This is a genomic window from Enterobacter sp. HMSC16D10, assembly GCF_001807145.1.
Lineage (GTDB): Bacteria > Pseudomonadota > Gammaproteobacteria > Enterobacterales > Enterobacteriaceae > Enterobacter > Enterobacter roggenkampii.
In genome coordinates this window covers 1-23,111 of sequence record NZ_KV787862.1, presented here as the reverse complement: position 1 = coordinate 23,111, position 23,111 = coordinate 1, and the positions used below count along the sequence as shown (strand labels likewise).

26 protein-coding genes and 1 other annotated feature are annotated in these 23,111 nt (G+C 54.8%); of the genes, 9 read left to right on the top strand and 17 right to left on the bottom strand.

Features of this window, described 5'->3' with window-relative positions; all coding sequences use genetic code 11:
- Positions 1-37: 37 nt before the first annotated feature.
- From selO to thrS, 14 genes are all read right to left on the bottom strand, one after another.
- Positions 38-1,480, bottom strand: coding sequence for a protein adenylyltransferase SelO (selO, locus tag HMPREF3143_RS08090; RefSeq protein WP_070532553.1), 1,443 nt, complete (start codon positions 1,478-1,480; stop codon positions 38-40).
- A gap of 61 nt (positions 1,481-1,541) precedes the next feature.
- A complete protein-coding gene (locus HMPREF3143_RS08085; protein ID WP_008500649.1) occupies positions 1,542-2,258 on the bottom strand; it encodes an EAL domain-containing protein in 717 nt (238 codons plus the stop codon).
- Between the two features lie 292 nt (positions 2,259-2,550).
- Complete coding sequence (locus HMPREF3143_RS08080; RefSeq protein ID WP_008500650.1) at positions 2,551-3,015, bottom strand: NlpC/P60 family protein; 465 nt, start codon at positions 3,013-3,015, stop codon at positions 2,551-2,553.
- Between the two features lie 74 nt (positions 3,016-3,089).
- Positions 3,090-3,845, bottom strand: a complete 756-nt coding sequence (gene btuD / locus HMPREF3143_RS08075) for a vitamin B12 ABC transporter ATP-binding protein BtuD (protein WP_008500651.1) — start codon at positions 3,843-3,845, stop codon at positions 3,090-3,092.
- Complete coding sequence (locus tag HMPREF3143_RS08070) at positions 3,845-4,396, bottom strand: glutathione peroxidase (protein WP_070532550.1); 552 nt, start codon at positions 4,394-4,396, stop codon at positions 3,845-3,847. The genes btuD and HMPREF3143_RS08070 overlap by 1 nt, the downstream gene beginning before the upstream one ends.
- 22 nt (positions 4,397-4,418) lie before the next feature.
- Complete coding sequence (gene btuC / locus HMPREF3143_RS08065) at positions 4,419-5,399, bottom strand: vitamin B12 ABC transporter permease BtuC (protein ID WP_070532548.1); 981 nt, start codon at positions 5,397-5,399, stop codon at positions 4,419-4,421.
- A 103-nt stretch (positions 5,400-5,502) separates the two neighbouring features.
- Positions 5,503-5,802, bottom strand: a complete 300-nt coding sequence (gene ihfA, locus HMPREF3143_RS08060) for an integration host factor subunit alpha (protein WP_003857805.1) — start codon at positions 5,800-5,802, stop codon at positions 5,503-5,505.
- A gap of 4 nt (positions 5,803-5,806) precedes the next feature.
- Positions 5,807-8,194, bottom strand: a complete 2,388-nt coding sequence (gene pheT, locus HMPREF3143_RS08055) for a phenylalanine--tRNA ligase subunit beta (RefSeq protein WP_070532544.1) — start codon at positions 8,192-8,194, stop codon at positions 5,807-5,809.
- Between the two features lie 15 nt (positions 8,195-8,209).
- Positions 8,210-9,193 carry a phenylalanine--tRNA ligase subunit alpha gene (pheS, locus tag HMPREF3143_RS08050; RefSeq protein ID WP_021241084.1) on the bottom strand — a complete coding sequence of 328 codons (984 nt, stop codon included), beginning with the start codon at positions 9,191-9,193 and terminating at the stop codon, positions 8,210-8,212.
- A 62-nt stretch (positions 9,194-9,255) separates the two neighbouring features.
- Positions 9,256-9,380, bottom strand: a sequence feature (Phe leader region).
- On the bottom strand, positions 9,331-9,375 hold the full coding sequence (gene pheM, locus HMPREF3143_RS25915; protein WP_001386830.1) for a pheST operon leader peptide PheM: 45 nt from the start codon (positions 9,373-9,375) through the stop codon (positions 9,331-9,333). Its footprint overlaps the feature before it by 45 nt.
- A 117-nt stretch (positions 9,381-9,497) precedes the next feature.
- Positions 9,498-9,854 (bottom strand): 50S ribosomal protein L20, encoded by a 357-nt coding sequence (gene rplT, locus HMPREF3143_RS08045; RefSeq protein ID WP_000124850.1) that lies wholly within the window; start codon positions 9,852-9,854, stop codon positions 9,498-9,500.
- Positions 9,855-9,903: 49 nt separating this feature from the next.
- Positions 9,904-10,101, bottom strand: coding sequence for a 50S ribosomal protein L35 (gene rpmI, locus HMPREF3143_RS08040; RefSeq protein ID WP_001124225.1), 198 nt, complete (start codon positions 10,099-10,101; stop codon positions 9,904-9,906).
- A gap of 97 nt (positions 10,102-10,198) precedes the next feature.
- Complete coding sequence (gene infC / locus HMPREF3143_RS08035; protein WP_023616141.1) at positions 10,199-10,741, bottom strand: translation initiation factor IF-3; 543 nt, start codon at positions 10,739-10,741, stop codon at positions 10,199-10,201.
- A 3-nt stretch (positions 10,742-10,744) separates the two neighbouring features.
- Positions 10,745-12,673: a threonine--tRNA ligase gene (gene thrS, locus HMPREF3143_RS08030; RefSeq protein WP_008500657.1), complete on the bottom strand. Its 1,929-nt coding sequence runs from the start codon at positions 12,671-12,673 to the stop codon at positions 10,745-10,747.
- A 216-nt stretch (positions 12,674-12,889) separates the two neighbouring features.
- On the opposite strand from thrS, the gene yncL reads away from it, so the two are divergent.
- Positions 12,890-13,090, top strand: a complete 201-nt coding sequence (gene yncL, locus HMPREF3143_RS26455) for a stress response membrane protein YncL (RefSeq protein ID WP_084635613.1) — start codon at positions 12,890-12,892, stop codon at positions 13,088-13,090.
- A gap of 98 nt (positions 13,091-13,188) precedes the next feature.
- Positions 13,189-13,296 (top strand): small membrane protein YniD, encoded by a 108-nt coding sequence (yniD, locus tag HMPREF3143_RS25555; RefSeq protein WP_008500658.1) that lies wholly within the window; start codon positions 13,189-13,191, stop codon positions 13,294-13,296.
- An 80-nt stretch (positions 13,297-13,376) separates the two neighbouring features.
- Here the strand turns inward: yniD and HMPREF3143_RS08020 are convergent, their stop codons facing one another.
- Positions 13,377-14,135, bottom strand: coding sequence for a DUF481 domain-containing protein (locus tag HMPREF3143_RS08020; RefSeq protein ID WP_021241081.1), 759 nt, complete (start codon positions 14,133-14,135; stop codon positions 13,377-13,379).
- A gap of 295 nt (positions 14,136-14,430) precedes the next feature.
- On the opposite strand from HMPREF3143_RS08020, the gene pfkB reads away from it, so the two are divergent.
- From pfkB to HMPREF3143_RS08005, 3 genes are all read left to right on the top strand, one after another.
- Positions 14,431-15,363, top strand: coding sequence for a 6-phosphofructokinase II (pfkB, locus tag HMPREF3143_RS08015; protein ID WP_070532541.1), 933 nt, complete (start codon positions 14,431-14,433; stop codon positions 15,361-15,363).
- 106 nt (positions 15,364-15,469) lie between these two features.
- Positions 15,470-15,760, top strand: a complete 291-nt coding sequence (gene ghoS / locus HMPREF3143_RS08010) for a type V toxin-antitoxin system endoribonuclease antitoxin GhoS (RefSeq protein ID WP_021241079.1) — start codon at positions 15,470-15,472, stop codon at positions 15,758-15,760.
- Positions 15,761-15,865: 105 nt separating this feature from the next.
- A complete protein-coding gene (locus HMPREF3143_RS08005) occupies positions 15,866-16,726 on the top strand; it encodes a fructosamine kinase family protein (protein ID WP_008500662.1) in 861 nt (286 codons plus the stop codon).
- A 36-nt stretch (positions 16,727-16,762) separates the two neighbouring features.
- Here the strand turns inward: HMPREF3143_RS08005 and HMPREF3143_RS08000 are convergent, their stop codons facing one another.
- Positions 16,763-17,299 (bottom strand): YniB family protein, encoded by a 537-nt coding sequence (locus HMPREF3143_RS08000; protein ID WP_008500663.1) that lies wholly within the window; start codon positions 17,297-17,299, stop codon positions 16,763-16,765.
- A gap of 148 nt (positions 17,300-17,447) precedes the next feature.
- Here HMPREF3143_RS08000 and hxpB point away from each other — a divergent pair, with 148 nt between their 5' ends.
- The 3 genes from hxpB to HMPREF3143_RS07985 all read left to right on the top strand — a co-directional run bounded on the left by hxpB (position 17,448) and on the right by HMPREF3143_RS07985 (position 20,330).
- Positions 17,448-18,119: a hexitol phosphatase HxpB gene (hxpB, locus tag HMPREF3143_RS07995; protein WP_021241077.1), complete on the top strand. Its 672-nt coding sequence runs from the start codon at positions 17,448-17,450 to the stop codon at positions 18,117-18,119.
- 101 nt (positions 18,120-18,220) lie between these two features.
- Positions 18,221-18,811 carry a metal-dependent hydrolase gene (locus HMPREF3143_RS07990; RefSeq protein ID WP_032644865.1) on the top strand — a complete coding sequence of 197 codons (591 nt, stop codon included), beginning with the start codon at positions 18,221-18,223 and terminating at the stop codon, positions 18,809-18,811.
- Positions 18,812-18,938: 127 nt separating this feature from the next.
- Positions 18,939-20,330 (top strand): L-cystine transporter, encoded by a 1,392-nt coding sequence (locus HMPREF3143_RS07985; protein ID WP_070532538.1) that lies wholly within the window; start codon positions 18,939-18,941, stop codon positions 20,328-20,330.
- A gap of 48 nt (positions 20,331-20,378) precedes the next feature.
- Here HMPREF3143_RS07985 and cedA read toward each other — a convergent pair whose 3' ends face one another.
- Positions 20,379-20,654, bottom strand: a complete 276-nt coding sequence (cedA, locus tag HMPREF3143_RS07980; protein ID WP_191091794.1) for a cell division activator CedA — start codon at positions 20,652-20,654, stop codon at positions 20,379-20,381.
- A gap of 167 nt (positions 20,655-20,821) precedes the next feature.
- Between cedA and katE the strand changes: the two genes are divergently transcribed.
- A complete protein-coding gene (gene katE, locus HMPREF3143_RS07975; RefSeq protein WP_070532534.1) occupies positions 20,822-23,071 on the top strand; it encodes a catalase HPII in 2,250 nt (749 codons plus the stop codon).
- The last annotated feature ends 40 nt before the right edge of the window (positions 23,072-23,111 follow it).

Here is a 23,111-nt window from a genome sequence, read left to right as displayed (position 1 = left end):
CGGTCCGGATTCTGACGACGCCGACTCCGGCCAGACACTAGCTTGAGCAACTGACCTCCAGCCGCTTGCCCCACTCAGGCGGGCGGCTGACGTAATCATCATCCCGGTCGGCAAACGGCGTGCGCAACGCCACGTGCAGACGGTGTAACTCGTCGTACTCGCCCTGCTCGGCCTGCTCAATCGCCCGCTGCGCCAGCCAGTTGCGCAACACCATCGCCGGGTTCGTAGCGTTCATCTGCGCCTGGCGGGTCGCATCATCCACCTGCTCCTGCTGCAGCCGCGCGCGGTACGATGCAAACCAGTCGTCAAACGCCTGTCTGTCAATAAACTCATCGCGCAGCGGCGAGGCGGCACTGTGCTGCTCCGTCTGGCCCAGCATCCGGAAGGTGCGCGTGTAATCGCTGCCCTCGCGCGCCATCAGGGCAAACAGGCCATTGAGGATGTCGTTATCGCCCTTCTCCTGCGTGACTAGCCCCAGCTTGTTGCGCATCAGCGAGCCATACTCTCGCAGTAAGATCGCCTGATAGCTGTCGAGCGCATCATTGAGGGCATCAACGTCGATGAACGGCGACAGGGTTTGCGCAAGTCGCTGCAGGTTCCACAGGCCCACCGCGGGCTGATTGTCAAAACTGTAGCGCCCCTGATAGTCGGAGTGGTTACAGATGTACCCTGGCTGATAATCATCCAGGAAACCAAACGGGCCGTAGTCAAAGGTCAACCCGAGAAGCGACATGTTGTCCGTATTCATGACGCCATGGGCAAAACCTACCGTTTGCCAGCGGGCAATCAGGGCTGCGGTACGGGCCACCACGTCCCTGAACCAGAGAACGTATTTATCCGCGTCGTCCTGCAAATGCGCCCAGTGGTGACGAATGGCAAAGTCAGCCAGCTGGCGCACCTTGTCCGGCTCGCGGCGATAGTAAAAGTGCTCAAAATGACCGAAGCGCAGATGGCTTTGCGCAATGCGCATCAGCATTGCGCCCTTTTCCACGGTTTCGCGCGCAACCGGCGTGTCGCTGGTCACGATCGACAGCGCACGGGTGGTGGGGATACCCAGGGCATGCATCGCTTCGGAGCCCAGGCATTCGCGAATCGTTGAACGCAGAACCGCACGCCCGTCGCCCATCCGCGAATAGGGCGTCAGGCCCGCACCTTTCAGGTGCCAGTCAACCGTCTCCCCGTTGGGAAGCTGTTGTTCACCGAGCAGGATCCCCCTGCCGTCGCCCAGTTGCCCAGCCCAGACGCCAAACTGATGCCCGCTATAGACCTGAGCAAGGGGTTGCATACCGGCGAGCAGCGTTTCGCCTCCCCAGACGCCAGCGCTCCCTGAACGCTGAAACAGCTCAGGCGGAATGGCCAGCTCTTCTGCCAGCCGATCGTTATGCCAGATAAGGCGTGAATTTTGTAACGGTGTGGGTTTGAGTGCAGTATAAAATCCCGGCAGCTCGTCATGCCAGTGAGCAGTAAAAGACAGGGTCATAAGTCCTCCTGCTTTTAGTGTAGAGGGTTTACCCGGACTTAAACACGGGCGAAAGCAAGGGTTATCGCTGCTGAACCAGCGTAGTGACGTGTTCCGCCGAGACGGCAGGCCAGAGTGTTCCCTGCATGGCGCCAAAATTAAAGGACAACACGCGCTGCAACAGACCGTGGTCGTCAATGCCCGAGACAATCACAGACTGGCAGTGCGGCGTGATTTGCCAGAGGATGGCGCGCATAAATGGCTCAAAAGAGAGCTCTGAAGCACGCTGCTGAATGAAGCCTTTATCGAGAATAACCCGTTTAAATAATCCATCGTAGACCGCCTTGAGCGATGCAGCGCCTGCACCAAAGTTTGCCAGCACCAATGGGAAATGGATTGCCATTCTCGCCAGCTGAAGATCGTCCTTTCCGTTATTTAAACCTGGATAATTCTCATTAACAGTAAACTCAAGAAACGGATAACGCTCAAGAATTGAAACAGCGTTTCCATTACTTAATAAAAATTCAACTATTGCAGGTGTAATATTGATCCATGCAATTAACTGATGCTGAATAAAAAACAGTTTGCAGGTATCAAGCAATTGCAGTTTTTCGTTAAACAGCGCTAACTCTTCAGCCGCTGAAAGTCGTGGGATAACAAGCTCAGTGGGGATCCGCACATCGCTGTCGACGCCAGTAAAGTTAACCAGAATTTCTAAACCTTTAAGCTCCCCTGCGCTATTACGGGCAGGCAAAAGCAGCAGTTCAGACTGGTAAGCATTATCTAGCGTAATTATCATTGCACTCGCCCCGCATTAAAGATGAGAGAGGACATCCTGGAGCAATTGCCGACACAATTCCACTGTCTTGATTTTAATAAGATTAATTTCATTAGTTCCGTATTAATTTTCAGATTTTTCCCTGAATCTAAAATAATCTTATCCTGGTTGCAAAATAATAGCCAGTTTTAGATAAAACAGATACATGAGGGATTCGCTAATTTTAGGTAAATTTAACTTTAATCATCTTATTTGAGAAAAAACGGCATGTTATTCGCTACCATGCCGTCATAAGAGAGGTATACGACGAAGATTATATACGTCGTGCCTGCCAGAAATTTTTACGCCAGTAAACATTATCAAGAGAAGAGCGCATCACGCCGCGGCTCGTCGAGGCGTGAATGAACTGGTTGTCAGTATCATAAATGCCCACATGAAGTCCGCTTTCCCCCGATCCGGTTTTGAAGAAAACCAGGTCCCCGGGCAGGAGGTCGTCTTTATCAATTTCCGTGCCGATTTCTGCCTGTTTACGCGTTTCACGCGGCAGCTGTAAATCAAACTTGTCGCGAAACGTCATCAGAACGAAGCCGGAGCAATCTACACCGCCACGGCTCATGCCGCCGTAGCGATAAGGCGTGCCGCGCCAGTTGCTCAGCTGATCGTTGAGGCTGGCAATGACGGTGATCGAATCTGAAAGCCGTGGGTTAGGCGGCGGTGCACGATGGCTACTGCATCCCGCAAGAAAAAGTGCGGCCATCAGGAGAAACCAGAATCGCATTTTCAGACGAATCCTCTGCATTTTTTGTTCTTTTCGTAATTTAGCGTGCAATTGTGCTCACAGGCAAGAAACGCTTACTCCTGCCCGGTCGAAATCAGCATCTTATGGCCCTCAATATCCAGCCTGCGGAACGACATGTTGTACGCGCGGGCAAGATTGGGCGGCGTAAGAACCTGATCCCGCGTACCGCTGGCGATCATCTTCCCCTGCGACAGCAGCCACACCCGGTGGGCATGACGCAAGGTGTGGTTGAGGTCATGACTGCTCATCACCACGGCGATGCCTTTTCGGCTGAGCGCACTTAGCAGGGTATCCAGGGCCGCCTGCTGCGCCACATCCAGACCGCTCATCGGTTCATCGAGAAGCAGCATCCGCCCATGAGGATTACCGGCCGGGTGGATCTGAACAATGACAGCCGCCAGACGCACCCGCTGCCATTCGCCGCCGGATAGCTGGCTGACATGCCGGGAGAGTTTATCCTCCAGCCCCAGCGCCGCGGCCACGTCCGTCAGCAGTGCCGTAGAATGTTTGTCGTGCAAATGCAGCATCAGATAGTGCCAGACCGGCATCGCAAAGGGGGGTACCTGCTGCTGCACGAGATAGCTGCGCCGATGCGCCAGCGAGACCGGCGACCACTCGGCCAGCGTATGCTCCAGCAACATTATCTGCCCTTCTCCGGCAGTCATGCCTGCCATCCGTGCCAGCAGCGTGCTCTTTCCTGCGCCGTTTGGCCCGACAAGATGCAGGATTTCTCCCGCATTGACGGCGCCGGTTATCGGCTCCAGACGTCCCTTCTCGGCAACGTCCGTGAGCTGCATCAGCAGCGACATTATTTCGCCAGCGCCAGCTTGATCGATTCCATGACGATCGGATCTTCAGGGGTCATATCCGGTGAAAAACGCTGTACGACCTGGCCGTCGCGACCTATCAGGAATTTTTCAAAGTTCCACAGAATATCGTCCGGATAAAGCGGCGCGCGGCCTTTGCTGGCCATGCGTTCATAAAAACCGCTGCCTTCCGGCGCGACGGCTTTCGGTGCGGCAGCGATCAGCTTCGCATACAGCGGATGGCGGTCTTCACCGTTGACATCGATTTTGCTGAACAGCGGGAACGTTACGCCGTAGGTAGTGCTGCAGAAGGTTTTAATCTCCTCTTCGCTGCCCGGCTCCTGCCCCAGGAACTGGTTGCAGGGGAAGCCCAGCACGGTAAAACCGTCTTTCTCCCAGGCCTTCTGAATGTTTTCCAGCTGCTCGTACTGCGGCGTCAGGCCGCATTTGGATGCCACGTTGACGATCAGCAACACATTGCCTTTGTAGCTTTCCAGCGTGGTTTTATCGCCATCAATGGTGGTCACTTCAGTATTCAGGATATCTGACTGCATAGCATTTCCTCAGGTTGTCGATTTAACGTCCAGCTTTTAATAGTAGCCAGATAAAGACCGGCGCGCCCAGCGTGGCGGTCACCACGCCAATGGGCAGCTCTGCGGCCGTCAGGGCAAGCCTGGCGATGATGTCGGCCACCAGCAGCGTGACGGTCCCGGCAACCGCCGAGGCCGGAAGCAAGGTTCGATGGTCCGTGATTCCGCACAGTCGGAGCATATGCGGAATCACCAGACCGATAAAGCCAATCGCGCCCGCCAGAGCCACGCTGACGCCGACCAGCCAGCCAATGGCGATGACCAGCACATTACGCCAGAACCCAATCGGCATGCCCAGCTGGCGGGCTGAGGTTTCACCCAGCGCGAGCATATTCAACGGCTGCGCCTGCAGGGCAGCCCACACGATGACCGGCACCAGCAGCGCCATCAGCCAGCCCTGCTGCCAGTCGACGCCGCCAAAGCCGCCCATCATCCAGTACATGAGCTGCCGAAGGTCAAAAGAGGTCGAGAAGTAGACCGCCCAGGTCATCAGCGCGCTACAGATGATCCCCAGCGCCACGCCGGCAAGCAGCAGACGGCTGGTCGATAAGTGCCGTCTGGCAAAACGAAGAAGGATGAGCGTTATCAGTAATGCGCCGAGGATCGCGCTCAGGCTAATGCTCCAGCCGGAGAGTTCTCCTCCGCCCAGCATCACCGCTGCAATCAGCCCCACGCCCGCACCGTTAGACACGCCGAGCAGCCCGGGCTCCGCCAGAGGATTCTCAAACAACGCCTGCATAATGGTGCCGCACAGCGCCAGCGCGGCCCCCACCAGCATCACCGCGACGGTACGCGGCAGACGAATTTGCCAGACGAAGAGCTGTCCGTCAGGTCCCCACCAGCTTTCGGGCCCTATCCACCGGTCACCGGCGCAGAGGCTAACGCCTGCGGCGACAATGAGCAGCAGCACCAGAATAAGCAGGTGACGCCGATCGGAACGGTGCTGGAGATGGACATAATCAAGCATGTTTACGGTTTTCGTAGCGAGAGATGTAATTGATTTTACGGCGGGTTTGCCTGAGAGCGCAAAGAAAAAAGGCCGCGTGGGCGGCCTTTTTAGTTAGTTCATATTACTCTGCTTTGGGCGTTGCGTTTTCGACACGGCTTTTTAACTTCTGGCCGGGTCTGAAGGTCACCACGCGGCGGGCTGTAATGGGAATATCTTCCCCCGTCTTCGGGTTGCGGCCCGGACGTTGGTTTTTATCTCGCAAATCAAAATTGCCAAAGCCGGAGAGTTTTACCTGCTCACCATTTTCCAGAGCACGACGGATCTCTTCGAAAAACAGCTCTACCAGCTCTTTGGCATCCCGTTTGCTAAGCCCAAGCTTATCAAACAGATATTCTGACATTTCAGCTTTTGTAAGCGCCATAGGTTCAATCCCTCAATGATGCCTGGAATCGCTCTTTTAATGCCTCTACACATTTGGCGACGGTAGCGGCAATCTCCTCTTCTTCGAGTGTACGGCTGGTATCCTGAAGGATCAGGCTGATAGCCAGGCTCTTAAAGCCCTCTGCTACGCCCTTGCCGCGGTACACGTCAAATAAGTTTACGCCAACTACCTGATTTACGCCAACTTTCTTACATTCGGCCAAAATATCTGCTGCGGGCACATTTTCCGCGACCACAACCGCGATATCACGGCGGTTTGCCGGGAAGCGGGAGACGTCCTGAGCCTGAGGAATCACGCGGTCTGCCACCAGGTTCCATTCCAGCTCAAACACGATGGTACGGCCATTCAGGTCCAGTTTACGCTCCAGCTCAGGGTGAACAACCCCAATAAAACCAATGCGTTTGCCGTCTAAATAGAGGGCAGCGCTCTGGCCTGGATGCAGGGCCGGGATGGCTTCTGCGCGGAATTCAATTTCAGATAATTTACCGGTCAGATCCAGAATCGCTTCCAGATCGCCCTTCATATCGTAGAAATCAACCGTGCCTTTTGCCAGGTCCCAGTGCTCTTCATAACGGTTACCGCTGATGGCGCCAGCCAGCATGAGATCCTGACGGATGCCTAAATTTGCCTGATTATCCGGTACAAAGCGCAAACCGCTTTCGAAAATTCGCACGCGGTTTTGCTGGCGATTCTGGTTATAAACGATAGTGCCCAGCAGGCCCGTCCACAGGGACAGACGCATCGCGGACATTTCGCTGGAAATTGGGCTTGGCAGGATCAGCGCTTCCTGACCCGGGTGGATCAGCTGCTGCAGCTTTGGATCAACAAAGCTGTAGGTGATCACTTCCTGATAGCCTTTGTCGTTCAGCATGGTTTTCACACGCTTCAGGGACAGGTCGGCTTCACGGTGGGTGCCCATCACCAGACCTGCCTGTACCGGCTCGTCAGGGATGTTGTTGTAGCCATAAACACGGGCCACTTCTTCCACCAGATCTTCTTCAATTTCCATGTCGAAACGCCATGACGGCGCAACGGCTTTCCACTCGTCCTGGCCTTCGGTTACGTCGCAACCCAGACGCTTCAGAATATCGGTCACCTGCGCGTCGGCAACGTGGTGCCCAATCAGGCGATCCAGCTTACTGCGACGCAGGGTGATGGTCGCACGCTTCGGCAGCGTGGCTTCGTTGGTGACGTCGATAACCGGGCCCGCTTCGCCGCCGCAGATGTCGATCAGCAGGCGAGTCGCACGCTCCATCGCTTTGTATTGCAGCGCAGGATCCACGCCGCGCTCGTAGCGGTGGGACGCATCGGTGTGCAGGCCGTGACGGCGTGCGCGACCAGTGATGGAAAGCGGGCTGAAGAACGCGCACTCCAGCAGGACGTTTTGCGTTTCGTCGTTGACGCCTGAATGCTCGCCTCCGAAGATACCGCCCATTGCCAGCGCTTTGCTGTGGTCAGCAATCACCAGGGTGTCGGCGTTCAGTTTCGCTTCGGTGCCGTCCAGCAGAACCAGGGTTTCGCCCTCTTTCGCCATGCGCACCACAATACCGCCTTCAATACGATCTTTATCGAAGGCGTGCATTGGCTGGCCCAGTTCCAGCAGAACGTAGTTAGTCACGTCAACCACGGCGTCGATAGAGCGGATACCGCAGCGGCGCAGCTTCTCTTTCATCCACAGCGGGGTTGGCGCTTTCACGTTGATGCCTTTCACCACGCGACCGAGATAGCGCGGGCAGGCATCCGCAGCGTCAACCTGGATAGGCAGCACGTCATTGATGGTCGCTTCAACCGGGACGATCTCCGGCGCGTTCAGCGCGGTCTGGTTCAGCACGGCAACGTCGCGCGCCACGCCGATGATCCCTAAGCAGTCAGCACGGTTTGGCGTGACGCTGATTTCGATGGTGTTGTCATCAAGCTTCAGGTATTCGCGGATGTCGGTGCCGATTGGCGCATCCAGCGGCAGCTCAATGATGCCGTTGTGATCGTCGGAAATACCCAGCTCGGAGAAGGAACACAGCATGCCTTCAGACGGCTCGCCGCGCAGCTTAGCCGCTTTGATTTTGAAATCGCCCGGCAGTACCGCACCGACGGTCGCCACGGCCACTTTCAGCCCCTGGCGGCAGTTTGGCGCACCGCAGACGATATCCAGCAGACGGTCGCCGCCTACGTTTACTTTTGTTACGCGCAGTTTGTCCGCGTTAGGGTGCTGGCCGCACTCTACCACTTCGCCGACGACCACGCCGTTGAATGCCCCTGAAACCGGCTCAACGCCGTCCACTTCCAGACCCGCCATGGTAATCTGGTTAGAAAGCGCGTCGCTGTCCAGCGTGGTGTTCACCCACTCGCGTAACCACAGTTCACTGAATTTCATTGTTCTGTCCTGCCCTTATTTAAACTGTTTGAGGAAACGCAGATCGTTTTCGAAGAATGCACGTAAGTCGGTGACGCCATAGCGCAGCATGGTCAGACGCTCCATGCCCATACCGAAGGCGAAGCCGGAGTAAACTTCCGGATCGATACCCACGTTGCGCAGGACGTTTGGATGCACCATGCCGCAGCCCAGCACTTCCAGCCATTTGCCGTTTTTGCCCATCACGTCAACTTCCGCAGACGGTTCGGTGAACGGGAAGTAGGACGGACGGAAACGAACCTGCAGATCTTCCTCAAAGAAGTTGTTCAGGAAATCGTGCAGCGTGCCTTTCAGGTTGGTGAAGCTGATGTTTTTATCAACAATCAGACCTTCCATCTGGTGGAACATTGGGGTGTGGGTCTGATCGTAGTCGTTACGATAAACGCGGCCCGGCGCGATAATACGGATTGGCGGCGCCTGATCCTTCATGGTACGGATCTGAACGCCGGAGGTCTGGGTACGCAGCAGACGCGTCGCGTCGAACCAGAAAGTGTCGTGGTCAGCGCGTGCCGGATGATGGCCAGGAATGTTCAGAGCATCGAAGTTGTGGTAATCATCTTCGATTTCCGGGCCAGTCGCCACGGTAAAGCCGAGCTCACCGAAGAAACTTTCAATGCGATCGATGGTGCGGGTAACCGGGTGCAGACCGCCGTTCTCGATGCGGCGACCCGGCAGAGAAACGTCAATCGTCTCTGCGGCCAGACGCGCATTCAGCACCGCGCTTTCCAGCTCGGCTTTGCGTGCGTTCAGCGCCTGCTGTACCTGCTCTTTGGCTTCGTTAATCACCGCCCCCGCTGCCGGGCGCTCTTCTGGCGGCAGCTCACGCAGGGTTGTCATTTGAAGGGTCAGGTGCCCTTTCTTCCCAAGATATTCGACGCGGACATTGTCTAACGCGGCAACATCTGAGGCCTGATTAATGGCGGCTGTTGCACTGGCAACCAGCTCTGCGAGATGTGACATGATTTTCCTCATTATGTCGGTGCAGACACCGATTTGGTGGAGTTATTCTCTCAAATTCAGGCACAAAAAAAGCCTCCATCGGGAGGCTTATCTGGCGCTGTTTTTCGTTTCATCTTTCACGCGCTAGCCTCCTGAAGTCAGGTGCTAAAGTAAAAGAAGAAGCGGAAAATAGCAGCATTCATGCTTGCGTTACCTTGTTGGGTAAAAACCGTTGAGACCTTATTGAAAAGCCTGCACGGGTAAATGTCAATCTTCTTACAGGGTTATATGAAAAGAGGGAGCCAGGCCCCCTCTCTCAACTGGCTTATGCCAGTGCTGCTTTCGCTTTTTCGACCAGAGCGGTGAACGCTACTTTGTCGAATACTGCGATGTCAGCCAGGATCTTACGGTCGATTTCAACAGAGGCTTTTTTCAGGCCGTTGATGAATTTGCTGTAAGAAATACCGTTCTGACGTGCTGCTGCGTTGATACGCGCAATCCACAGTTGACGGAACTGACGCTTACGCTGACGACGGTCACGGTAAGCGTACTGACCTGCTTTGATAACAGCCTGGAAGGCAACGCGGTATACGCGTGAACGCGCACCGTAGTAGCCTTTAGCTTGTTTCAAAATTTTCTTGTGACGTGCACGTGCAATTACACCACGTTTTACGCGAGCCATGTGTGCTCTCCTGTATCTATTCTAAGTTAAAAAAGTTAAACGAAACGACTTATGCGTACGGCAGGCACGCGATGACCAGGCCCAGATCGCCTTTAGAAACCATGGCTTTTGGACGCAGGTGACGTTTACGCTTGGTAGCTTTCTTAGTCAGAATGTGACGCAGGTTAGCGTGCTTGTGCTTAAAACCACCTTTACCGGTTTTTTTGAAGCGCTTAGCAGCACCGCGTACGGTCTTAATTTTTGGCATTTTAATAACTTCCACTTCGCATTGTTAAATAAACGAAACATAGGCGAACAAAACCTATGAAACCCGAAGGCTCCACAGATTTTGCTGCTTGAAGGCCTTACTGTTTCTTCTTAGGAGCGAGCACCATGATCATCTGGCGGCCTTCGATCTTCGTAGGGAAGGATTCGACTACTGCCAGTTCACTCAGATCGTCACGGACGCGGTTAAGCACTTCCATACCAATCTGTTGGTGGGCCATCTCACGACCGCGGAAACGCAGTGTGATCTTGGCCTTATCGCCATCTTCCAGAAAGCGAATCAGGCTGCGGAGTTTTACCTGATAATCGCCATCGTCGGTACCAGGACGGAATTTGATTTCCTTAACCTGGATAACTTTTTGCTTCTTCTTCTGTTCCTTAGAAGACTTACTCTTTTCATAAAGGAACTTGCCGTAGTCCATGATACGACAAACTGGCGGTTCGGCGTTAGGGCTGATTTCAACTAAATCTACTCCAGCTTCTTCAGCCTTTTCGATTGCTTCTCTCAGACTCACAATCCCCAGCTGCTCGCCTTCCAGACCTGTTAAGCGAACTTCCTGGGCGCGAATCTCGCCATTGATACGATTCGGACGTGCCGTTTGAACTCGTTTTCCGCCTTTAATACCTTATTCCTCCAGTTGTTGAAGACTGCGGCTGCGAATCTCTTGTTGCAGCTTCTCAATCACTTCACTTACGTCCAGGCTGCCCAGGTCTTTACCACGGCGGGTGCGAACGGCAACTTTGCCTGCTTCCACCTCTTTATCACCACAGACCAACATATACGGGACACGACGTAAAGTGTGCTCGCGGATTTTAAAGCCAATCTTCTCATTTCTCAAGTCTGCTTTTACGCGAATGCCCGCATTTTGTAGTTTCTGCGTCAATTCTTTAACGTAATCTGCCTGAGAATCGGTAATGTTCATCACCACCACCTGCACCGGCGCAAGCCAGGTTGGGAAGAAGCCGGCGAACTCTTCGGTCAGGATGCCGATGAAGCGCTCCAGAGAACCGAGAATTGCGCGGTGAATCATTACCGGCACCTGACGCTCGTTGTCTTCGCCAACATAAGAGGCGCTTAAACGCTGCGGCAGGGAGAAGTCCAGCTGTACAGTACCGCACTGCCATGCGCGATCGAGGCAGTCATACAGGGTAAATTCAATTTTCGGACCGTAGAATGCGCCCTCGCCCAGCTGGTATTCGAACGGAATGCCGTTCTCTTCCAGCGCCACGGCGAGATCCGCTTCTGCGCGATCCCAGGTCTCATCGCTACCGATACGTTTTTCCGGACGCGTTGAGAGTTTGACCACGATCTTCTCGAAGCCAAAAGTGCTGTACATATCGTAGACCATACGAATACAGGCGTTAACTTCGTCACGGACCTGATCTTCGGTACAGAAGATATGCGCATCATCCTGCGTAAAGCCACGCACGCGCATCAGACCGTGCAGCGCACCTGATGGCTCGTTACGGTGGCAGCTACCGAACTCCGCCATACGCAGCGGCAGGTCGCGGTAGGATTTCAGACCCTGATTGAAGATCTGAACGTGGCCCGGGCAGTTCATTGGCTTGATGCAGTATTCACGGTTCTCAGACGAGGTGGTGAACATCGCATCCTTGTAGTTGTCCCAGTGGCCGGTTTTTTCCCACAGCACACGGTCCATCATGAACGGGCCTTTCACTTCCTGATACTGGTACTCTTTCAGCTTGGAGCGTACGAAGGTTTCCAGTTCACGGAAGATGGTCCAGCCGTCGTTATGCCAGAACACCATACCCGGCGCTTCTTCCTGCATGTGGTACAGGTCAAGCTGCTTGCCGATTTTACGGTGGTCACGCTTCGCCGCCTCTTCCAGGCGCAGCAGGTACGCGTTCAGGGCTTTTTTATCGGCCCATGCGGTACCATAGATACGCTGCAACATCTTGTTGTTGCTGTCGCCGCGCCAGTAGGCGCCTGCGATCTTCATCAGCTTAAAGTGATGACAGAAGCGCATGTTCGGCACGTGCGGTCCACGGCACATGTCGACGTATTCTTCGTGATGGTACAAGCCAGGCTTGTCATCATGCGAAATGTTTTCGTCAAGAATCGAGACTTTATAGCTCTCGCCGCGCTTCACGAAGGTTTCACGCGCTTCGTGCCAGCTGACTTTCTTCTTGATGACGTCATAGTTCGTTTCGGCGAGCTCGTGCATACGTTTTTCGAGCGCGTCGATATCTTCCTGAGTCAGGGTATGGTCAAGGTCAACGTCGTAGTAGAAACCATTATCGATAACCGGACCGATCGCCATTTTGGTGTTTGGCCACAGCTGTTTGATGGCATGGCCCAACAGGTGCGCGCAGGAGTGACGAATGATCTCCAGACCTTCTTCATCTTTTGCGGTGATGATGGCCAGCGTCGCATCGTTTTCGATCAGATCGGAGGCATCCACCAGCTCACCGTTGACACGGCCGGCGATGGTCGCTTTCGCGAGACCAGGACCGATGTCCAGGGCAACATCCATTGGGCTAACAGCGCGGTCGAAATGGCGTTGGCTGCCATCAGGAAGAGTAATTACAGGCATTTTATATCCTTATTTGCAGTGATGCCCCACACATAAGAGCATATACAAAGAAAATAATCGTGATTTGACAATAGATTACGACACCATCTGACCAACAATCGTCAAATTGGTTCGTCATCATTCACCTGCCGGAAAATCAGACAACGCCGGATATACGGCAAGCCTTGCAATGTTAACACTAACAAAAGGGAGATTGCACCCTCTGCTGGCAGATTGATGTGCTGGCACTTTCGCATGAATTTGCAGGTTGCATATTCCCGGCGCTCGCAATTTAGAAATGCAGGGCTACTCTTGAACAGGTCTTTAAACCCAAAGGTGCATACCATGAACGTATCCAGTAGAACGGTTGTGATATTGAACATCCTTTCCGCCACAGGTTTATTGTTGATTCTCGCCGAACGATTCCACTGGTTCTGAACCGCCCCCTACGCTGGCATAACCCAATCGTTCCTGCGAAGGGGCATATTCAGGCCCTGTTTGGTAGACTGTGGATATCAACGAACAAGGATTAGGTTATGCCAACAAAACGATTTGCCGTAAAACACTGGAAAATGGTGCTGGTGCTGATTGCCATCTGCGGCGCAATGCTGTTACTCCGTTGGGCGGCGATGATTTGGGGTTAGGGGCGAGTAGAGCTCATCAGAAGGGACGTCACAAGATCAGAGAGAATAAACGGGCCGACATGATTATCGGCCCGTCTTTATTACATTCTATAACCCAGTGAAACCGTGGTTCTGCGGTCGGTATGATCCGGTGCAGACTCTGGTGGTGAAGAGTTCCAGGTCACGTTGTAGGCGACTTTCAGACCAAAGTGTTCGTTGATGGCCACGTTGAGCGCCGTCTCAGAGTTCAGCGTCGTGTCGTCGGCACCAAATACAGAAACACCCTGTGTAAATTTGGTGTTATCAGTCATCTGCCAGGCATAGGTACCAGAAGCGTAACCGAGCGGTTGAGTTTTGGTATCGCCATTGGTGTACTCGTCATAACGCACACCGGGACCGAATTCAAAACGGAGGCTGTGTACCGGACCGTTCAGGAACTGACGACCATAACCCGCCGTGAACACGTCACGCTGGCGATAACCGTTGTAACGGTCGGTTAACCAGCTTGCCTGACCAAACAGGTAGTCATAGTCGGTCATGTTGTAACGGCTACGTCCGCCTACCGCATATTTCTCGGAAGAGCGTTCGTCATTAGCGGACGTATTGCTGGCATTACCCCACAGAGACCAGGCGGTGGTATTACCGTACCAGGTGAGCGTACTGTCCGCCGTCAGAGAAGAGCTTTTGGTGTTACCGGATTGTGCCAGGTACCCCGCGTTCAGGTTACCTTCAAACGGTTTTTTCGCGGTGGAGGGATCGTCCATGACAGTAAAAACGGAATCATCGGCGGTCGCGTTCATAGCCGCAAACACGCCACCCGCCAGCATCAGTGCAGCGGGCACTGTCTTTAAAAGCTTCATTTTATTAAGGAGTCCGTACAACAAAAAAAGAGACCACACGGTCCCGGAATCTTTCTTGAGGATCAATGACAAGGCGTCCAGAGAAAGGTAACAAATTATAAAAAGCCGCAAATAACATAGCAATGTTTTCTTATTTCATTTTTTGAATAAGAACGATCCCAAAAAGCGTTTTATTTTATATGTCTCCGGCCTCACTTTTATTCACTATTCATATTTAAAATCATACTGTTATTTACATTGCCTTCCTGACAAATGGTGCCAGACTAAAAGGAACCCATGCTAAAAGGAGGTAATGATGGTTCCTATCTACACCCTGACGCTCTCCCCTTCCCTTGATTCCGCCACCCTGACGCCGCAGATTTATCCGGAAGGTAAATTGCGCTGTAGCGCCCCGGTCTTTGAGCCCGGCGGTGGCGGTATCAACGTGGCGCGCGCCATTACCCACCTCGGCGGCAAAGCCACGGCCATTTTCCCCGCAGGCGGTGCTACCGGTGAACACCTGGTCTCCCTGCTGGCAGATGAACAGGTGGCCGTAGAGACCGTCGAGGCGAAAGACTGGACGCGGCAAAACCTGCATGTTCACGTGGAATCCAGCGGCGAGCAGTACCGGTTTGTCATGCCGGGCGCGAAACTCACCGATGACGAGTTTCGTCAGCTTGAAGAGAAAGTGCTGACGATAGAAAGCGGCGCGCTGCTGGTGGTCAGCGGCAGCCTGCCGCCCGGCGTCAGCACGGAAAAATTAACCGCGCTGATTCAGGCGGCGCAGCAACGCGGTATCCAATGCATCGTTGACAGCAGCGGCGAGGCTCTGCAGGCGGCCTTAGTGCCGGGCAATCTTGAGCTGGTCAAACCCAACCAGAAAGAGCTAAGCGCGCTGGTCAACCGCGAACTGACGCAGCCTGACGATGTGCGCACCGCCGCGCAGGAGCTGGTACGCAGCGGCAAAGCGCGACGCGTGGTGGTTTCCCTCGGTCCGCAGGGGGCGCTGGCCGTCGATGAAACGTCGTCCGTTCAGGTTGTTCCACCGCCGATGAAGAGTCAGAGCACGGTTGGCGCGGGTGACAGCATGGTGGGCGCGATGACGCTTAAGCTTGCGCAGGGCGCGTCACTGCTCGAGATGACGCGCTACGGCGTGGCGGCGGGTAGCGCCGCCACCATCAACCAGGGCACGCGCCTCTGTTCGCTGGCCGATACGCAAAAAATCGTCGATTACCTGTCCCGAAATTAACGTCTGTTCCCCTTCATCTGCATGGAGGGGAACGTCATCCCCGAGTCGCCAAACGCAAACTATCGACTATGCTAAGAAAACTTCCATGATAACAATGAGGTGAATTATGAGCAGTGGTGACATCACTCGTTATGTCGTAACCGTCAACCTTCATGAAGCATCGCTTACCGAGCTAAATGAGCTCAACAATGCCTTCACCCGGGCTAATTTTCTCCTCACCCTGACGGATGACGAAGGCAATATTCATGATTTAGGCACTCTGACATTTGGCCTGATCGGCGCGCTTAATAAAGAAGAGGTCCATGCGCTGGCCGCCAGCCTGGTGGAAAGTGTGACCGACAAGCCAGCCGAAATTGACGTCGACACCTGGGAAAGCTGGCAGAAAAAAGAACAATAAGTGCCCTGTATGAAATTAAACCGCTCAGGTGTGCGTTAGTTCGTATTTTTTTACCGCAATAATGCGCTAACTTTATGATCTGGCAGACAACATGGGAGAGTCAACATGTGGCAGGCTATCAGTCATCTTTTAAGTGAGCAGCTGGGTGAAGGTGAAATTGAACTGCGTAACGAACTGCCAGGCGGAGAGATCCACGCCGCGTGGCATTTACGCTACGCAGGGCGCGATCTCTTCGTAAAATGCGATGAACGCGAACTGCTTCCGATATTTACCGCCGAAGCCGATCAGCTGGAGCTGTTGTCGCGCAGTAAAACGGTGACGGTCCCGCAGGTTCTGGCCGTCGGTAGCGACCGCGATTACAGTTTTCTGGTCATGGAATATCTCCCCGCCCGTCCGCTGGATGCCCATAACGCTTTCATTCTTGGCCAGCAGCTAGCGCGCCTCCATCAGTGGAGCGACCAGCCGCAGTTTGGCCTTGATTTTGACAACGATCTTTCCACCACGCCGCAGCCCAATGCCTGGCAGCGTCGCTGGTCGACGTTTTTTGCCGAGCAGCGCATTGGCTGGCAGCTAGAGCTTGCCGCCGAAAAAGGGCTGGAGTTTGGCAATATAGACGCCATCGTCGAGCACGTACAGCAGCGCCTGGCCTCCCACCAGCCTCAGGCGTCTCTGCTCCACGGTGATTTGTGGTCCGATAACTGCGCGCTGGGGCCCAACGGCCCCTATATCTTCGACCCGGCCTGCTACTGGGGTGACCGAGAGTGCGACCTTGCCATGCTGCCGCTGCACCCAGAACAACCGCCGCAGATATACGACGGGTATCAGTCGGTTTCGCCCCTGCCGCCCGGCTTCCTCGATCGTCAACCGGTGTATCAGCTTTATACGCTGATGAACCGCGCCATACTTTTTGGTGGGGAACACCTGGTTAACGCCCAGCGGGCGCTTGAGCGCATGCTTGCCGCCTGAGACGCGAACGGGTGGCTTTGCCGCCACCCGTATCGGTTACAGAAAACCGAGCAGTGAGAAGAAGAAGTATCCTGCCACAATGATAATCACGGGAAGGATATAGAGCGGGAAAATTTGCAGGAAAATGGTGTGGCGCGGCACAACAATGCGGGATTCAATCTGCTCCCGGCTCATGCCTTCCGGGCCTTTGGCCTGCTCCAGAATGAGCTGGTCCTCGACGCCCTCGCGTAAGAAGCGCGTCTGACGACTCATTCGCGCGCCAGAGGCCTGCAGCGCCAGCGCAACAAAGATCAGGGCGTAGATCACCCAAAAGCCGATATTCAGCTGATGCTGAAAATCCGGGGTCGGTGAGTTAAACCAGAAGACATTCAAGAATGGCGTATTAAAACGCATCATCTCAATCATCACATGCGCAAAATCAAGCATAACCGCATTGATACCCGGCTGTTTTTCGCTGTGATCGTACATAAATTTGAGTACAGAAATCAGCGTAGAAATGACGGCAGGAATAAAAATCACCCAGCCAGCAATACGTTTTAAGACCGCAATGCGTCCAGCTTGTTGATACGTCATCAGTTCCTCTTCATAAAGACGCGTTATTTGTGCCTAAGTCTACCTGCTGGTCATCAATTTCGCCCGCTCTTTAAAAGCAATATGCTAAATTGCAGAGTGTGCTTAGCACTTATCGTCTGTCGAACACCCTGGATAAGGAGACGTTGTGATGTCGACACCGCGCCAAATTCTTGCCGCAATTTTTGACATGGATGGATTACTGATCGATTCCGAACCGTTGTGGGATCGCGCCGAACTGGAGGTCATGGCCAGCCTGGGCGTGGACATCAGCCGCCGTAATGAACTTCCCGATACGCTGGGCCTGCGCATCGATATGGTGGTTGACCTGTGGTTTGCCCAACAGCCGTGGGCTGGACCGGGTCGTGATGAAGTGACCGCGCGCATTATCAGCCGCGCCATTTCGCTGGTAGAAGAGAGCAAGCCGCTGCTGCCCGGCGTACGTGAGGCCGTCGCGCTGTGTAAAGCCCAGGGGCTCAAGGTCGGCCTGGCCTCGGCGTCACCGCTGCATATGCTGGAAAAAGTGCTCATCATGTTTGAACTGCGCGACAGTTTCGACGCGCTGGCGTCCGCTGAGAAATTGCCTTACAGCAAGCCGCACCCGCAGGTCTATCTCGACTGTGCCGCTAAGCTCGGCGTGGATCCCCTCAACTGCGTTGCGCTGGAAGATTCCGTTAACGGCATGATAGCGTCTAAAGCCGCGCGGATGCGCTCCATTGTGGTGCCTGCGGAAGAAGGCCGCCACGATCCCCGGTTTGCCCTTGCCGATGTGAAGCTGATTTCACTGGCAGAACTCACGGCGCATCACCTGCGGGGCGGTTAAGACCCTACTGCAGTTTGTGACAAACAGTTACACCGTCACCTCTTCCGCCTACTGTATAAAAACCCTATACTGTATGAATTGACAGTTTTATGGGTTTTATCATGACGGCGGAAGGCCACCTGCTTTTTTCTATCGCGTGCGCAGTATTTGCCAAAAACGCTGAACTCACCCCCGTGCTGGCACAGGGGGACTGGTGGCATATCGTCCCTTCCGCCGTTTTGACCTGTCTGCTGCCCGATATTGACCATCCCAAGTCCTTCCTCGGTCAGCGCCTGAAGTGGGTGTCAAAACCCATCGCCCGCGCGTTCGGCCACCGGGGGTTTACGCACAGCCTGCTGGCCGTGTTTGGCCTGCTGACGCTTTTCTATTTAAAAGTGCCCGAAAGCTGGATCGTCCCCGGTGATGCCATCCAGGGGATGGTGCTGGGCTATCTGAGCCATATTCTGGCCGATATGCTGACGCCCGCGGGCGTACCGCTGCTGTGGCCCTGCCGCTGGCGCTTCCGTTTTCCCATCCTCGCACCGCAGAAAGGGAACCAACTGGAGCGCGTCTTGTGCATGGCGCTGTTTGCTTACGCCGTCTGGATGCCGCAAACGTTGCCCGAAAACAGTGCAGTCCGCTGGTCTTCCCAGATGATTAATTCGCTACAATTTCAGTTCAATCGCTTTATTCATCACCAGATTGAACAGTAAACCAACAAAACTATCCCATTTGTCATAACCCATTCCATTTGGATATAAGCGCGACATCACACTTCTGCTAACCTTCCGCCAACAGGATCGGTAAAAACCGACCCGATAATAAATCAGGAGAACGGGGATGAATTTTCCACTCATCGCGAACGTCGTTGTGTTCGTTGTATTGCTATTGCTTCTCGCGCAGGCGCGCCATAAACAGTGGAGCCTGGCGAAAAAGGTGCTGGTTGGTCTGGCCATGGGTGTCGTATTTGGTCTGACATTACAGGCTATTTATGGCTCCGATAATCCAGTACTGAAAGATTCCATTCAGTGGTTCAACATTGTCGGTAACGGCTATGTTCAGCTGCTGCAGATGATCGTTATGCCGCTGGTATTCGCCTCTATTCTGAGCGCCGTTGCCCGCCTGCATAACGCGACCCAGTTGGGAAAAATCAGTTTCCTGACCATTGGTACGCTACTGTTCACCACGCTGATTGCCGCGCTGGTGGGTGTGCTGGTCACTAACCTGTTTGGCCTCACCGCAGAAGGTCTGGTTCAGGGTACCGCTGAAACGGCGCGTCTGACCGCAATTCAGACCAACTACGTCGGTAAAGTGGCTGACCTGACCGTGCCGCAGATGGTGCTCTCCTTCATTCCGAAGAACCCGTTTGCTGACCTGACCGGTGCGAGCCCAACCTCCATCATCAGCGTGGTTATTTTCGCCGCGTTCCTGGGCGTGGCGGCGCTGAAGCTGCTGAAAGACGATGCGCCAAAAGGCGAACGCGTGCTGACCGCGATTGATACCCTGCAAAGCTGGGTGATGAAGCTGGTTCGTCTGGTTATGCAGCTCACCCCTTACGGCGTGCTGGCGCTGATGACCAAAGTGGTTGCCGGCTCTAACCTGCAGGACATCATTAAGCTGGGCAGCTTCGTTGTCGCCTCTTACCTGGGCCTTGGCATTATGTTCGTGGTGCACGGCATCCTGCTGGGCGTGAACGGCGTCAGCCCGCTGAAATACTTCCGTAAGGTCTGGCCGGTACTGACCTTTGCCTTCACCAGCCGTTCCAGCGCCGCGTCTATTCCGCTGAACGTTGAAGCACAGACTCGTCGTCTGGGCGTGCCTGAATCCATCGCCAGCTTCTCTGCCTCCTTTGGTGCCACCATTGGTCAGAACGGCTGTGCGGGTCTGTACCCGGCGATGCTGGCGGTAATGGTTGCTCCTACAGTCGGCATCAACCCGCTGGATCCGGTCTGGATCGCCACGCTGGTCGGGATTGTTACCGTAAGCTCCGCAGGCGTTGCGGGCGTTGGCGGCGGTGCAACCTTCGCCGCGCTGATTGTGCTGCCTGCGCTGGGCCTGCCTGTGACGCTTGTCGCGCTGCTGATCTCCGTTGAGCCGCTGATCGACATGGGCCGTACCGCGCTGAACGTCAGCGGCTCCATGACCGCCGGTACGCTGACCAGCCAGTGGCTGAAGCAGACCGACAAAGCGATTCTGGAAAGTGAAGACGACGCCGAACTGGCGCATCGTTAATCGCTGTAGAAATAAAAAAACCGCCAACAGGCGGTTTTTTTATGGCTGTTATTCTTCAACCTCTTCATCCTGGCGGATCTGCATCGCCCACCGTTGCGCGGACTCCGGCACCGTAAAGGTGGGAGAGCGACGGAAATGTTCGCCGATCAGCACAAAGGCCACGTATTTCCCCCGTAACTGCCACACATCGCGAAAACCCTCCACTTTCAGGGCATGGTCTGGCGGCGCGGGCTCAACGCGGGGCACATAGCTAATAACCTGGCGGTTTTGTTGACGAAGAGGTTTCATAAGCGACGGATTCACTAAAGCAAATTCTTGAAGCAGGAAAATTCTATCATAGCCGATCCTGCTGCCTTCCGTCGCGCTCCGAGTGGGTGAGATGGCTCCTTTCGTTAATGATGGCATGTGAAAACTCTTAGTTCGCGAGCCATCTCACGACATTGTTCTATCCTTAATAGGGTTTTTAGCAATGGATAAAGGAGAAGCGTGCAATGTCGAACAAAGATAAAACACATCAATCACCGATTCATGGCACTGAAGAATCTCAACCGGGCATGGACTCTCTCGCCCCTTCTGACGGCTCTCACCGCCCCTCCCCGGGCCCTTCCGCACCGGGCGAACAGCCTACCGCACCGGGAAGCATGAAATCCCCGGATACGGGAAACGAGAAGCTGAAATCGCTTGAGCCACACCGTAAAGGCGGCGAAGGTTTTGCGCTCACCACCAATCAGGGCGTGCGCATTTCTGACGATCAGAACTCACTTCGCGCAGGCTCGCGCGGGCCAACCCTGCTGGAAGACTTCATTCTGCGGGAAAAAATCACCCATTTTGACCACGAGCGGATACCGGAACGCATCGTCCACGCACGCGGTTCCGCTGCGCACGGCTATTTTCAGCCCTACAAGAGCCTGAAGGCGATCACCAAAGCGGACTTCCTCTCCGACCCGGATAAAATTACCCCGGTATTTGTGCGTTTCTCCACCGTGCAGGGCGGCGCAGGTTCGGCAGACACCGTCCGGGATATCCGCGGCTTTGCCACCAAGTTTTATACCGAAGAAGGCATTTTCGATCTGGTCGGCAATAACACGCCGGTGTTTTTCATTCAGGACGCGCATAAATTTCCTGACTTTGTCCATGCGGTAAAACCGGAGCCCCACTGGGCCATACCGCAGGGACAAAGTGCGCACGACACCTTCTGGGACTATGTCTCCCTGCAGCCTGAAACCTTACACAACGTGATGTGGGCGATGTCAGACCGCGGGATCCCCCGCAGCTACCGCACCATGGAGGGGTTTGGCATCCATACCTTCCGGATGATCAACGCCGAGGGGAAAGCCACGTTTGTCCGTTTCCACTGGAAGCCGGTGGCGGGTAAAGCCTCGCTGGTGTGGGACGAGGCGCAGAAGCTGACCGGGCGCGATCCGGACTTCCATCGCCGCGAGCTCTGGGAATCCATTGAAGCGGGCGACTTTCCGGAATACGAGCTGGGCCTGCAGCTCATCCCGGAAGAGGACGAATTTAAGTTCGATTTCGACCTTCTGGACCCGACGAAGCTGATCCCGGAAGAGCTGGTACCGGTGCAGCTGGTGGGTAAAATGGTGCTCAACCGCAACCCGGATAACTTCTTTTCCGAAAACGAGCAGGCCGCGTTCCACCCGGGGCATATCGTGCCGGGGCTGGACTTCACCAACGATCCGCTCCTGCAGGGACGCCTGTTCTCCTATACCGATACGCAGATCAGCCGTCTTGGCGGGCCGAACTTCCACGAAATTCCGATTAACCGCCCAACCTGCCCGTACCACAACTTCCAGCGCGACGGGATGCACCGTCAGGATATTGATACCAACCCGGCGAACTATGAGCCGAACTCCATCAACGATAACTGGCCGCGTGAAACGCCTCCTGGACCGAAACGCGGTGGATTTGAATCCTATCAGGAGCGTATCGATGGCAATAAAATTCGCGAGCGCAGCACCTCGTTCGGCGAGTATTACGCCCACCCTCGCCTGTTCTGGAACAGCCAGACGCCGATTGAGCAACAGCACATCATCGGCGGCTTCAGCTTTGAGCTGAGTAAAGTGGTGCGCACCTACATCCGCGAGCGCGTGGTCGATCAGCTGGCGCATATTGATGTTCAGCTTGCCCAGAGCGTCGCGGACAACCTGGGCATTACGCTGACCGACGAGCAGCGTAACCTCGCTCCGCCGAAAGAGGTTAACGGCGTGAAGAAAGATCCGTCGCTGAGCCTGTATGCAGTGCCGGGCGGCTCGATTAAAGGCCGCGTGGTTGCCATTCTGCTGAACGACAAAACCCGCGCCAGCGACGTGCTGGGGATCATGCAGGCGCTAAAAACCCAGGGCGTGCATGCCAAACTGCTCTATTCCCGCATGGGTGAGGTGACGGCCGACGATGGTTCTGTGCTGCCAGTCGCGGCGACCTTTGCCGGTGCGCCATCGCTCACCGTCGATGCGGTGATTGTGCCGGGCGGAGATCTTGCCAGTCTGCTGACCAACGGCGACGCCGTCTATTATCTGCTGGAAGCCTATAAGCACCTGAAACCGATCGCGCTCTCCGGCGATGCGCGACAGTTTAAAGCGCAGCTGAAGGTGGCCGATCAGGGTGAGGACGGCATTGTCGAGGGCGATAACGTTGACGATGCCTTCATGACGAAGCTGTTTGATTTGCTCGCCGCGCACCGCGTCTGGTCACGCAGCTGTAAGATCGATCAGATTCCGGCGTAAAAAAAAGCCCGGTGGCGGCTTCGCCTTACCGGGCCTACAA